General features: G+C 46.5%; 16 protein-coding genes. 5 read left to right on the top strand and 11 right to left on the bottom strand.

All coding sequences use genetic code 11. The annotated features are described in order from the left end of the window. Window positions 1–20 precede the first annotated feature (20 nt). The 5 genes from NC994_RS15515 to NC994_RS15495 form a co-directional block, all read right to left on the bottom strand. The gene (locus NC994_RS15515; protein WP_190439251.1) at window positions 21–458 is read right to left on the bottom strand and encodes a hypothetical protein; all 438 of its coding nucleotides are present in this window, start codon (window positions 456–458) and stop codon (window positions 21–23) included. A 58-nt stretch (window positions 459–516) separates the two neighbouring features. After that, window positions 517–693: a hypothetical protein gene (locus NC994_RS15510; protein ID WP_190439248.1), complete on the bottom strand. Its 177-nt coding sequence runs from the start codon at window positions 691–693 to the stop codon at window positions 517–519. A 15-nt stretch (window positions 694–708) separates the two neighbouring features. Further along, window positions 709–1,050, bottom strand: a complete 342-nt coding sequence (locus NC994_RS15505; protein WP_190410620.1) for a 2Fe-2S iron-sulfur cluster-binding protein — start codon at window positions 1,048–1,050, stop codon at window positions 709–711. 13 nt (window positions 1,051–1,063) lie between these two features. After that, window positions 1,064–1,444: a calcium-binding protein gene (locus NC994_RS15500; RefSeq protein ID WP_190439246.1), complete on the bottom strand. Its 381-nt coding sequence runs from the start codon at window positions 1,442–1,444 to the stop codon at window positions 1,064–1,066. 71 nt (window positions 1,445–1,515) lie between these two features. Next, on the bottom strand, window positions 1,516–2,169 hold the full coding sequence (locus NC994_RS15495) for a Uma2 family endonuclease (RefSeq protein WP_190439243.1): 654 nt from the start codon (window positions 2,167–2,169) through the stop codon (window positions 1,516–1,518). A 188-nt stretch (window positions 2,170–2,357) separates the two neighbouring features. Between NC994_RS15495 and NC994_RS15490 the strand changes: the two genes are divergently transcribed. Next, entirely contained in the window at window positions 2,358–3,434 is a 1,077-nt protein-coding gene (locus tag NC994_RS15490) for an alpha/beta hydrolase (protein ID WP_190439240.1), read from the top strand. Here the strand turns inward: NC994_RS15490 and NC994_RS15485 are convergent. Both NC994_RS15485 and NC994_RS15480 read right to left on the bottom strand, forming a co-directional pair. After that, complete coding sequence (locus NC994_RS15485) at window positions 3,415–4,926, bottom strand: FAD-dependent oxidoreductase (RefSeq protein WP_190439238.1); 1,512 nt, start codon at window positions 4,924–4,926, stop codon at window positions 3,415–3,417. The genes NC994_RS15490 and NC994_RS15485 overlap by 20 nt on opposite strands. A gap of 129 nt (window positions 4,927–5,055) precedes the next feature. Next, window positions 5,056–5,562, bottom strand: coding sequence for a DUF1499 domain-containing protein (locus tag NC994_RS15480; RefSeq protein ID WP_190439234.1), 507 nt, complete (start codon window positions 5,560–5,562; stop codon window positions 5,056–5,058). Here NC994_RS15480 and NC994_RS15475 point away from each other — a divergent pair. Continuing rightward, window positions 5,561–6,031: a tetratricopeptide repeat protein gene (locus tag NC994_RS15475; protein ID WP_190439231.1), complete on the top strand. Its 471-nt coding sequence runs from the start codon at window positions 5,561–5,563 to the stop codon at window positions 6,029–6,031. The two genes, NC994_RS15480 and NC994_RS15475, sit on opposite strands and share 2 nt — an antisense overlap. Window positions 6,032–6,296: 265 nt before the next feature. On the opposite strand, the gene aroQ is transcribed toward NC994_RS15475, so the two are convergent. The 4 genes from aroQ to glyA form a co-directional block, all read right to left on the bottom strand. After that, on the bottom strand, window positions 6,297–6,755 hold the full coding sequence (aroQ, locus tag NC994_RS15470) for a type II 3-dehydroquinate dehydratase (RefSeq protein ID WP_190410627.1): 459 nt from the start codon (window positions 6,753–6,755) through the stop codon (window positions 6,297–6,299). Window positions 6,756–7,089: 334 nt separating this feature from the next. Then, window positions 7,090–8,361: a competence/damage-inducible protein A gene (locus NC994_RS15465; RefSeq protein ID WP_190439228.1), complete on the bottom strand. Its 1,272-nt coding sequence runs from the start codon at window positions 8,359–8,361 to the stop codon at window positions 7,090–7,092. A gap of 36 nt (window positions 8,362–8,397) precedes the next feature. Then, window positions 8,398–9,456 (bottom strand): MraY family glycosyltransferase, encoded by a 1,059-nt coding sequence (locus NC994_RS15460; protein ID WP_190410630.1) that lies wholly within the window; start codon window positions 9,454–9,456, stop codon window positions 8,398–8,400. Window positions 9,457–9,666: 210 nt separating this feature from the next. Then, window positions 9,667–10,950, bottom strand: coding sequence for a serine hydroxymethyltransferase (glyA, locus tag NC994_RS15455; protein ID WP_190439225.1), 1,284 nt, complete (start codon window positions 10,948–10,950; stop codon window positions 9,667–9,669). Between the two features lie 282 nt (window positions 10,951–11,232). On the opposite strand from glyA, the gene NC994_RS15450 reads away from it, so the two are divergent. The 3 genes from NC994_RS15450 (at window position 11,233) to NC994_RS15440 (ending at window position 12,467) form a co-directional block, all read left to right on the top strand. Continuing rightward, entirely contained in the window at window positions 11,233–11,475 is a 243-nt protein-coding gene (locus NC994_RS15450; RefSeq protein WP_190410632.1) for a hypothetical protein, read from the top strand. An 83-nt stretch (window positions 11,476–11,558) separates the two neighbouring features. Beyond that, window positions 11,559–11,756, top strand: a complete 198-nt coding sequence (locus tag NC994_RS15445; RefSeq protein WP_190410633.1) for a hypothetical protein — start codon at window positions 11,559–11,561, stop codon at window positions 11,754–11,756. 237 nt (window positions 11,757–11,993) lie between these two features. After that, complete coding sequence (locus tag NC994_RS15440) at window positions 11,994–12,467, top strand: Tic20 family protein (RefSeq protein WP_190410634.1); 474 nt, start codon at window positions 11,994–11,996, stop codon at window positions 12,465–12,467. The last annotated feature ends 10 nt before the right edge of the window (window positions 12,468–12,477 follow it).

The raw sequence follows: 12,477 nt of genomic DNA, 5'->3' as shown, positions 1-12,477 counted from the left end.
TACTTCTATGCTCGTAAAATTTAAACTTGTTGATTAATCTGTGACTTATCTAGTCCCTCTTTTATCCAGGTAATGCACTCTTGTTCAGTTCCAAATATTTTTGGCGCGGCAACATTATTTAAGTTATCAGATTTATAATGATCGTAAAAATATTTACTTGCTAATTGATAAACAATAATCAAATTATCTTGATAAATGTATCTATTTTTAAAATAATCGTTTTGGCTAACAACATCTGAATTCTCATCTAGATGTTCTTTGGCTGCCTCAATAATCGTATCAATGCAACTTGAATAAATACCAGCCGGATTTTCCAATTTATGAAATCTACCTTTATGCCCTAATTCAGAAAGTAAACTATAAGAGTAAATATTTTGACCATCCGCTATCCCAAAAACAAATGGGATGATCAGATATCCTTTATAAGAGACTGAATTTTCGTAGAGTAACCGGCTCATTTTTATCCTCCGTACTGGCTATTTCACTCTTCATTTCTTCAAAACAATGTATTCTTTTTTAAAAAATTTTATTTTTCGGCTTTTTCATATACGTCACGCGATCGCACTCAATAATCTTCCCTGTAAATACTTTTGTAGCGGCAAGTTTAACCAAATTGCCACCTAAAAACATGGCAACAAAACCATCTGTATCTTTAGTTAAAACTGACTGATTGCTAGTTCCGAAATATTGCAAGCATTCGCACAAAAATTATTCAGATTTAGCAGTATCTGGCTGAAAGTAAAGAGCTGATTTATATAACACTTGTTCTTGGTGGGTTTCTAAAGTGCAATCCGACAGCGGATAAGCCACACAGGTAACAGTGTACCCAGCCTCTAGTTCTTTTGGACGTAGAAACTTTTGTTCGCTTTGGTCTACTTCACCACTCACCAACTTGGCGATACAAGCCGAACATTCCCCTTGCTTACACCCAGAAGGTAATCGAATGCCCGCGTCTTCAGCCATATCTAGAATATACTGATCGTCTGGAACTGAGATGGTACGGTCAAGCGCGATCGCTGGATTTACCAGCCGGACTTGATAAACTGCCATTAAAACGACTCCTTTAAAACTCGTATCCTCTGTCAAGCCAATAGTGCCAGTCTGCGATTGCTTCCAAGGTTTCGCTATCAGCATCAATCGGTTCTATTTCTGATAAACGAGCCGAGAACGTATCTTCACCTGTAGCATCTTTGTAAAGCACTTCCACAAACATATCGTGCAAGCATTCATCTTCTGATGACATTTCCACTACCTCAACTTCTTTGCCTTCAGGTGAGGATGATTTGCCTCCCTTTCTCACCCACTTAGCTTTAAAGGGGAAGTTGAGATTATCGTTAAGGTAGTAGTACCATCCCATCGCCTGTTCTTCTTCGTCATAGGCATCGACGATTATTTCCATTGCAATGCGATTCTCTCGGATTTCGTCTTCCTCAACGTTAGGCATAAGACATTAGCTCCGGATAATTAAACTTTGAATATAATAAATCTTTCGAGCGATCGCGTTCTCAATTCTCCTCAACAATTGTCGTCACGATGCTCTATTTGCTGTCTTACCCAAGCGCGAAAAGACCGAATCATGGGGATTTCCCCAATTCTTAGGCTTTCTTCCAAAAACCCTGGAATTTCTGTTGTTAAGGGTAAATTTGCAAAAGTAGGAGAACCTGCGCCAGGAACATACACTCCATCTCGCAATTTATAAATTTGCATCACTGGTTCGTCATAACGCCAAACTTCCGGAACACCTAAAGCCAGATAAATTGAAAGTCTGTCAACCGAAGCGCTGGTATAGTCCACCTCCACTGCTAAGTCAGGAGGTGGGTCAATTGTTAAGTCAATATCCCTTTTCTGTCTGATTAGCGGTTCATTTTGAATATAAAAGCAAGAATCTGGTTCAACACCCCGCTGAAGGTCTGGACGCTTACAAGTGAGAGATCCAGCGCTTCTGAGATTGAGGTTCAGTTCCTCAGCTAAAGCGAAAACCAAGTGTTCTAGCAGCCTATTATTATGCTCATGAGGCATCAGAGGAGTCATAATTTCCAGCGTTCCGCGATCGTAAGCCAGCCGAGTGTTACGATCTTCCCCCATCTCTGCAAGTATTGTTTCAAAAGTCTGCCAACTAATGTTTCTAAGTACACCCCGCCCTTGAGTGGTTTTCGTTGTCGTCACCATAGGACTTAACCCCGCGTTTTCTACCAAGATATCAAGTTGAGTAGGCAGTGTGGATGCGTGAAGCGAAGCGGCTGCTTTCTTGGGCGTCGCATTCTGTATCTAAAGAACGTTGCTGTCAGCAATATTATCAGTAAGATTATTTGATAATCTCTCATTCTGCATACGTAGTTGATAAAGGAGTAAGTTCTGTGACTACCCTAAAAGTGTTATCAATCGCTTCTGCTGGTGCAGTGTTTATTGTTGCTGGTATCGCGGAAACTGCCGCTGCAAAGTTCAGCGATGCTCCTTTATTCAACGATGTAGGTAGCTACAGCACAACAATCTCCGCTAATAATGACTTAGCCGATATTTACTTTCCAAACCCATCAAACCTTAAAACTGGCAACTATTCGTTTCCCATTGCGCTGCTCTTGCAAGGTGCGAATGTTGATAAATCAAATTACACAAATTTTGCTAGTACAGTAGCAAGCTACGGATTCGTAGTAGTTGTACCCAATCACCAGAAGTCACTGCCAGAGTTAGGATTTACGGGACTTCTACCCGAAACGTCACAATTAAACGCCGTTCTAGCACAAATGGTGAAAGAAAACTCTAACTCTACTTCACCTGTTGCTGGCGTTATCAATACACAGAAACTAGCCTTACTCGGTCATTCCCAAGGGGGTGCTGTCGGACTATCTGCTATTGCCAACCTCTGCCTTCCTATTTTATGTGAAGGCTCCTTCAGCCGACCTAATGAACTCGTAGCAGGAGCGTTTTTCGGTGCAAATTTACGGAACTTCAATACTCAAGAGTTTATTCCCATCAACAATTCAAAAATTCCCACTGCTCTCTTACAGGGAAATCTTGATAGTATTGCTCTTCCTGTCAACGCCCAAAAAACCTACAATCAGATCCAAAATCCTCCTAAAGCATTGATTACCATTTTGGGTGCTAACCACTATGGCATCACAGATATGAACAACCCTATAGGTGCAAGACCAGACAGCAACACTCCGACAGTAACTCAAGATGTAGCAGTAGAAACGGTAGCTCGCTGGAGCGCACTTTTCTTGCGTGCCAGCGTTCTCGATGACAAAGATGCTTTTAATTATGTGTATTCTACAGGGGATGCTCTCGATGCAAATGTGAATGTAACTAGCCAATCAAAGCCAGTTCCTGAATCCTCTTTGACATCTGCATTGATGTTGCTAAGTGGTTTTGGTGCAGTGTTTGGACTAAAGAAAAAAACACAGCTAAATAGTTCTAAGGGAGCCAAATATTAGGTAAGAATGTTTTACCGAAATTACGTATGCTTTGGTTAATTGACCGACCAACTTGAATATGCGGCTCATCCGCCTCTATTGGTAGAATCAAAGCCTTACTCCCACGCCCAAAGCGAGAAATAACCAAATTTGCCGCTTCCAAACCAGTGACATAAGCCTTTTCTTGCGACCAAGAACCGTGACGAGTCACAATCCAATCACCGCTCATAAATACATTCTTGATACTTGTCTCTCCGGGTAACATATACTGATAGCTACCAGGGAAAAAGTGAGTCACTGCACGCGGTAAGCGGATTACACTACTATCGATTACTTTCGCATCTCGAAAAGCCGGGATACAAGTTGCTAAATCTTGTTGTACAAGCGAAACGATTTCTTCATCATTTAAGGGAAGAAACTGATTGGCGTGATAAAAATCTGCTTCAATAACTGTCCCTGGCTCATCGCGGTACTCATCATGTATGGCATTTAAATCGAAAAACGTCCATCCAGTTGTTGCATTAAAACCAAAACAGGCATTGGAAGGATGAGGAATATTAATTTTGCGGTCAAACCATAGGCGAGTTGCCAACACATCAACCGCGCCCAAGTTGTGAATATCTCGAAATTCTTTACGGTTTTGTAAGCTGGGGCTACCAGACACAATCTTCTTCATACCGCTGATACCAACGGCAAAAATAACCGCATCTGCCTCAAAAAATTCATCCCCACAGACAACTGCTGTCGCTTGATTATTGCTATCAACAATTACGTCACTGACTCGTCGGTTAGCGAGTAATTTTCCCCCTGCTTGTTCGATGCGTTCCACCCAAGGGCGAAAGATCATCTCACCAACTGTTCCGCGACACCAGACGACATCAAAATCGGGTTGGTGAGCCAAAATGAAGTAATAAAGCATACCCAGCGCGGCAGCGGCGGAACATTGTTCTCCAGGGGCAAATAAACCAACCAGCAGCATCGGCTCAAAGGAATCGCGGTAAAGCCGCGCCGAAACCCCAAAATCTTTGAAGAGTTCTCGCGCCGTTACAGAGTCATAGCGTCGCCAAGCTTCGTCGCTATTGTCAAAATCAATAACTGCGTAGAGTAGCGGTAAAGCTGATAGGCGATCGCTTAATGGCAACCGTTTAAATTGCGTGTAGAGAAAAGTTCCAAGTGGAGTGGGAAGTCGCGGTAAGTCTTGGAAAATGGGAGATTCGACTTCTAAACCGGCTGGAGAATACTGGGAGGAACGAGTCCAAGGCGTAAACGGACTCAGCCCTAATTCCTTTACCAAAGAAAAGATATTTCGGTAAGGATACCAGAAACCATGAATCCCCGCTTCTACAGAGCGCCCCCCTGCGGTCTTCCAGCCCGCCACCAAGCCACCCGGATAGGGGCCAGCCTCTAGAAGGGTTACGTCATAGCCTTGACGCGCTAGGTGGTAGGTAGCCCCCAACCCTGCCCAACCAGCACCAACGACGACTATTTTTGGGGTTTGTGTTTCTGTTGGCATCACGCACATCTCCATTCTGTTTTCAGGATGACAAGAACCCCACCCGCAACCCTCCCCGCAAGCAAGGAGGGGGCGAAGAGGAGCTTTTCTGTGGGGGAGAACCGATTGAAGGGGTTTTATTACTTATACCTAGCTTCTCAGTTCGTTGAGTTTGGCTCTGATTGTCTCTATTCTTTTGCGGTTCACGCCCAAATCCGACTGTCCTAGGCGGGAGGCTGAACGAACGTGGATGATTTTTGCGCTTTCATCGAGATAAAATTCCACGTCATCGACAAACCCCATCAGCGCACTAGTAAATTCCGCGTAGAGGTAATTCTCAGTTTCAGTGATAATTTTGGTTTTCGGGAGGGAGTTGATAACTGTTTTGAGATTAGCGATCGCCTCCGTTGGGGAAGAGTTGTAGGTCAAAGGCTCAATTTTATTCTGGGCATTTTGGCTTTGACTGCTGACACAGTTGGGCGTACTAGGGCAAGGCGCTAGTTGGCCTGACTGGACACCGAGATTAGTGGGTGGTTTTCCGGCAAACACGATCGTTCCTCCTGACAAAGCGGTAGTTGCCCCTATCCAACAGATAGCTGCTAAACATAAGGATAGAGAGATTAGAAGCCAACGCGACCGATTGGAAGTGATATTCATGAATGAATTTTCTATCAATTCGTTACTAGAAGACTTAAAAAATCCTGATGAAACCGTCCGCTATGAGGCTACAGCAGAGCTGTGGCGCGTCTGGTTTCATCAGAAGGGTGTGGTCGGGTTTGAACTACTTGGGCGATCGCAGGCAATGCTGGAGGCAGGAGAGCTTGCCAAAGCAGAGGCGTTACTCACCGACCTGATTGAGACTCAACCAAATTTCGCGGAAGCCTGGAATAGACGAGCCGTTCTTTACTATATTCTCAGGGAGTACAAAAAGGCGCTCCAAGACTGCCAGATGGTGGTTAAGCTCATCCCGTTCCATTTTGGGGCGCTGCATGGGATGGGGTTGTGCCATATCGCACTCGAAGACTACAGTGCTGCTATTCAAGCTTTTCGACAAGCGTTGGAAATTCAGCCTTACGCCTTAGAAAATCAAAGATTGATTCTTGAATGTACCGCACAGCTGAGCTAAGAATTTAAGCTAAGAACGATTCAGCTACAAGCAACAGCACTGGTTACTCAAAACACCCATACATAAGGAGTTTGGCAGTAAATGGCTCCCTGACGGGGAGGGAATAAACTCCAAAAAAAACCCGGTCGCTGCTAAGACGACCGAGCCAAGATGCTATGCGTTTAATGAAGCTCGTTTTCAGGCGATCGCTTGTTACGCCGGGAAGCAACGCCGAATCGGGTCGGTCATCTGTTCCTCAAACAAAGACAATCATTCGCCACGAAGTTTATTCACCGCCACTTTTTTGTCTCAAGTGGTGAACTAGAGCGTTTAACCCCAAGCGGTAACTCTCTGCACCAAAGCCGCTGATTTGTCCAATTGCAATGGGTGCGATATAAGAATGATGTCGGAAAGCTTCGCGTCGGTAAATATTACTCAGATGCACTTCTACAGTCGGAAGGTTAACAGCCGCGATCGCATCCCGTATCGCTACGCTGGTATGAGTATATGCCCCAGCGTTAATTAAAATTCCTTGGTGCTGCCCAACGGCATTCTGAATTGCATCCACTAAGACGCCTTCATGATTTGACTGTAAAGTAAAGACCTTACAGTCGAGCGTTTGCCCTTCTTGTTCTAACAGGCGATTAATCTCATCCAACGTCACAGAGCCATAAATCCCTGGTTCTCGGAGTCCCAATAGGTTTAAGTTTGGTCCGTGCAGCACCAGAACAGTAACTATGCCCAAGGTTTCAGCAGCAACTCAATAGACTAACTACGCCGGCGCGACGATCTCTCATTCACTGGAATTGGAATCAGTTCTGGTTCCGGCTCAGCTTCCGGTCCCAGGAGCGTTTCGATGAGCTTACGTGCCCATTCTTTGAGCTTTTCCAACACATTTTCTATATAGTCCATTGAATTGAAAACTCCTGCAATACAACCAGGATGAGTACTTAACAACAGGGCAAACGTGAGAGTTTATGAATCCTATTGTGGTTAAGATTTATTCTAACCCTAGCACATGGAGAAACAGGTGAGTAATCTCACTATGGATGTGTGTGACCGGGCGGCGTCTATCCGTCTTAAGACACATCCGTCGTTAACTTTTTCTTCAACATTGTTCGCCGCAGTTGGTCAAGGGCAATTGAAGCACTGGCGTACCGAATCGAGTCTCGCTCTCGATTTTGACCCAGATGGTGCTTAAAACTTTCTACCGTGTCATCCGGCCCTGCTAGACCAATATATACTAATCCCACCGGCTTGGTTTCCGTACCACCTCCCGGCCCAGCAATCCCTGTGATACTAAGTCCCCAAGTGGTTGAGAGGCGTGTCTTTACACCCACTGCCATCTGCTTGGCGACCGCGTCGCTCACCGCACCGACTTGGGCTAAGTCTTCTGGATTGACGCCCAAAAGGGAAATTTTCACCGAGTTGTCATAAGAAATGACACCGCCCAAAAAATAATTGGAACTCCCAGCGATACTGGTTAGCATCTGCCCCAATCCTCCACCCGTACAGGATTCTGCCACCGAAAGCGTTTCCCCTGCTTCTTGCAACAAAAAGCCGACAACAGAAGCAAGGGTGTCAGTGTCAGTGCCGTAATAATCCAGCCCTCCTATCTGCCGCAGTTGTTGCGCCACTGGCTCAATTAGTCCTAGCGCTTCCGGTTCTGACGCCGCTCTTGCCGAGACTCGCAGCCGCACCTCTCCGTGAAGGGCGTAAGGAGCAACGGTGGGGTTAGGGAGGTCGAGGAAGGGCGCGACTTTTTCAGCTAGAGCCGATTCCGCAATTCCCCAGAACTTTAACATCCGGCTGTAGATGATTTCTTTGCCCCAGCCTTGATTCTTGAGAAAGGGGACGGCGGTTTCCTGCCACATCCGCTTCATTTCTGAAGGGACGCCGGGGAAAGTCAAAATCGTCAGACCCGTGCGGGGTTGCCAGATAATGCCGGGGGCTGTACCGCCTGGATTGGGTAAAATTGAGGCGTCCTGGGGAATGAGCGCTTGTTTCCGATTGCTGGGGGTCATCTGACGCCCCCGCATAGCGTATTTGCGAGTAATGTCTTCGACGATTTCCGGTTGTTCTACCAAGGGAACGCCAAAAAAATCAGCGATCGCTTCCACGGTCAAGTCGTCGGGAGTGGGACCCAGACCGCCAGTAAAGATCAGCAGATGGGATCTCCCAGCAGCAATCTCCAACACCTGCTTGAGACGGCCAGGATTATCTCCCACCACCGTTTGATAGTAGTGGGGGATTCCCAGAGAGGCTAGTTGCTGCGCCAAAAATTGGGCGTTGCTATTGAGAATATCGCCGAGTAGCAGTTCTGTACCAACACAAATAATTTCAGCACTCATGCAAAAGTTTTTTATTTTTTAATTTTGTATTTTTCCTCATTCCTCACTCCTCATACGCGAATTTCGCCAAACTTGCCAGCTGGTATACCCCAACAACAACGTTGCACCCATCGCATAAGCAAGTCCGCTTGGTATTTTAGCCAGAGCCAGGGCTAAACTTCCCACCCAGAGCGTCAAAGCGTAGATAAACAAAACTATTAAACGTTGTGGCAGACCCGCTTGCAGCAGCCGATGATGCAGATGGAATTTATCGCCAATAAAAGGCGAATTGCCTCGCAACAGCCGTTGCACAATCACCGCTGACATATCCACAATTGGCACAGCCAGAATCAGGTAAGGCAGTAATACCGCAGTGACAGCAGTGCTTTTTACTAAGCCAATTACGCCGACACCAGCAAGGGTAAAGCCCATAAAATAGGCTCCCCCATCCCCCATAAAAATCTGAGCGGGGTTGAAATTATATCGAAGAAATCCCAATGAGCCACCGGCAAGCGCTGCGGCAATCAGTGCTGCCGCCGGTTGGTTCATAAACAAACTCACAATCAGCATCACCACGGCAGCGATGCCAGAAACACCAGCAGCTAGACCGTCTAGACCATCAATCCAATTGATGGCATTAGTCAGACCGACCAGCCAAATGACGGTAATCGGCCAGCTAATTGTGTCTGGCAATGTGACCAGTCCAGCGAAGGGAACGGTGAGGAAGTCAATTTGGACGCCGAGGTGCCAAGCCCAGCTGGCAATGATAATTTGCAGAAACAGCCGCAAGAAAGGCGACAAACTAAACAAATCATCGGCTAAGCCAACCAGGAAAAAACCAAGACCACCCAAGATAACGCCCCAAACTTCTAGGGATTTCTCTGCGCTCAAAGCGCCAAATCCCCCGGTTCCCCAAACAATCAGTAGGGCAATAATGGTGCCTGCAAAGATAGAGACACCTCCCACCCGCACGATAGGATGCTTATGGACTTTGCGCTCACTGGGTAAATCAACCAGTCCCTTTTGGAGGCCAATTTTGTTCACAACGGGTGTTGCCCAGAGGACAACACAGGCAGATACGAGAAAGGCAACCAGGTGATACAGCTGGGGGGGCATCTGAAATTAAGTAGGGTACTAGACATCAGAAGGGAGAAATCAAAAAAAGCTGTTAGCTGATTGCTAATCGCTATTGATCTTTCATCCTTCAAAACAATCGTCAGGCAGAGTCTACTACATTTCAGACGGGAAGAGGCAGAGGGGGATGGGGAATTAAGCGAGGGAATGGGAAGTAGGGGCATAGCCGCCCTTACTATGCCCCTAAGATTTCTATGCCAAGGCTGGTACGGGAATTGTCAGGTGGGGGTACAGGGGGAAGCGATCGCATAATGCTGCCACTCGCCGCCGACATTCCGCCACCACTGCTTCCTCTTCTGGATTCAGGAGCCGTTCGGCAATAATATCCCCGATTTCTGTAAATTCACCAGTAGACATCCCGCGCGTCGTCATTGCTGGCGAACCCAGCCGCAAGCCGCTGGTTACAAACGGCGACTCTGGATCGAAGGGTACGGTATTTTTATTCGCGGTAATGTTCACTCCGCTCACTAGCTGATCTGCTCGCTTGCCAGTCATGCTGATAGAGCGCAAGTCTACAAGCATCAAGTGATTGTCAGTCCCGTTAGAAACAATCTTGAAGCCGCGTTTTTGCAACTGAGTTGCCAAAGCACGAGCATTTTCAATTACTTGCGCCGAATAAGTTTTAAACGCGGGTTGCAATGCTTCCCCAAATGCCACCGCCTTAGCGGCAATGACGTGTTCTAAGGGACCCCCTTGAGTACCGGGGAACACGGCTTTATCTAGTTGCTTGCCGAGTTCTGGGTCGCTGGTCATAATTAAGCCACCTCTAGGACCGCGCAGGGTCTTGTGGGTGGTGGTGGTGACGACGTGGCAGTGGGGTAGAGGATTGGGGTGATGACCTGTGGCAACTAAACCCGCAATATGGGCGATATCCGCTAATAGATAAGCTCCGACTTCATCAGCGATCGCGCGGAATTTCTCAAAGTCAATGATGCGTGGATAAGCTGAATAGCCGCAAATGATTAACTTAGGACGGTGTTGTAGCGCCAAATCCCGGATTTGCTCGTAGTCTAGCTGCTCGGTTTCCTGACTGACTCCATAGTGGCAAACCTTAAACCACTTCCCCGACACATTTACTGGCGAACCGTGGGTTAAATGCCCCCCGTGGGACAAATCCATCCCCATAATCGTGTCTCCTGGCTGCAACAGGGTCAGGAAAACAGCAAAATTCGCCTGCGCCCCCGAATGCGGTTGCACGTTCGCGTGGGCTGCTCCAAATAGCTGTTTGGCGCGGTCAATCGCCAATTGCTCAATTTTGTCGATAAAGTCACAGCCGCCGTAATAGCGTTTCCCCGGCAAACCTTCGGCATACTTATTTGTTAATACCGAGCCTTGTGCTGCCAGCACTGCTGCGGAGGTAAAGTTTTCACTGGCAATTAGCTCCAAGTGGGCGCGTTGGCGCTGGAGTTCTTCGTGGACAAAGCTGGCAACGGTAGGATCGGTTTCGGCTAGAAAGTCTAAGTTTGTTTTACTCACAAAGTGAACCCCTAGAAATAGTGTCAGTCTTCCTTTCAAACTTTGATTCGGGTGCGCTTTCGGTCAACGCCATGTCCGCGCTACTAGCCCAGGTCAGTATTTTCGGGAGTCTTCAATCTTAACGCTGTTGGAGTCGTGTCTCTACCCAACTTTTCTGTTAACACTTGAAGCGAACAATTTTTGGCAACCTTTCATCCAAACTAGCTAACCTGGCGCAGTATGCAATTTTGCTGTATTTCTCTCGCCCATTCATAAGGGGCTAGAGGATCTGGAAAAATTTGCTTGACATTTGATCGCCAACCCCGGATAAATTGGGGTTTAGAAAAAGTTGCCCATGATGTTAACCTTACCCACTTGGCAACCGATGCGATCGCAAACTGCAAGACTTTAGAGGGATTAGACGCCCATACTGTTCAGCTCCCAAAGTTAGGTGCCAAATTTATTTTCTGCCCTCCTCTCTTCCCACACGCACAAAGCGTCGCTTTAGTAACCATCCTCACTCCTACTTTTAGGAGAGGACATTAAGCTGTATGTTAATTTACCATATTTCGCCGAAAACCTGACCTAGAATGGATGCGGGCGAATTAAAGCTCTCGTGGAGGTATTAAATGTTAGTCATTCTTACGGATGAGCAGATACTCTCCCCCAAACAAGTTTGTCAGACCTGTTTACTTGCCGATCAAAGTGGTCAACCCCGCTGGCGTCAGGGGCAGCTCCGCTGCGCTCAAGCGATTCACAAGCTTACCGAAAATCAACCCGATCAATACGAGTGTCTTATGGGCTTCCGGATTGCCAATATTGAGTAATCTCGTTTTGCTCAAGTTTATTTGCTGAATTTTAAAGCCTGCTGAGGTGCTATTTGCGATTTGGGGTTTAATGGCGATCGCTACTTTCTCTGACAAACAAGAGTGCGCCTACGCTACAGGCTCCTTGTCTTTGATGAGGCACGTCTGACCTAGGGGTGTCCTGGTTGACATCGCATCTGCGTTATCCTGAACTTAGTAATAACTGGCGATAAATATATTATTTCAGGAGAACGCACGATGACTTGGCGTGGTTCAGCAACAGCGAAAGACCGGGTTTTCGCTTGCCTTCCTTATTTACTCCCTTTGCTTTCTGTGCTTCCCTTTGGGGCGTATCTGTTTAGACAGTTTCCTGTCTTAGCACTGATTTTATTGCCGCTACAACCGTTGCTAGCAATTTACAGTATACCGTTTGCCAGTTTAATCATTTTCTTTGTCTTGTTCTTAGGCGTAGTTAGAAACGAAAAGATTAGCCATTTCATTCGTTTTAACACCATGCAGGCACTCTTAATAGACATTGCTCTATTTTTGTGTACTATGGCATTGCAAATTTTGACTCCAGCGCTAGGAACTGGCTTGGTAGGACAAACGCTGTTTAATGTTGTTTTTCTAGGAACGCTTGCTGCCTGCGCCTATTCAGTTGTTCAGTCTGTGATAGGACGTTACGCAGAAATTCCTGGGATTTCAGAGGCAGTTTACAGCCAAGTTCCCTAGTTTCTTGCCG

The organism is Trichocoleus sp. AS-A1 (assembly GCF_039962015.1).
Taxonomy (GTDB): Bacteria; Cyanobacteriota; Cyanobacteriia; order Cyanobacteriales; family FACHB-T130; genus FACHB-T130.
This window is presented reverse-complemented; position numbering and strand designations above follow the sequence as displayed.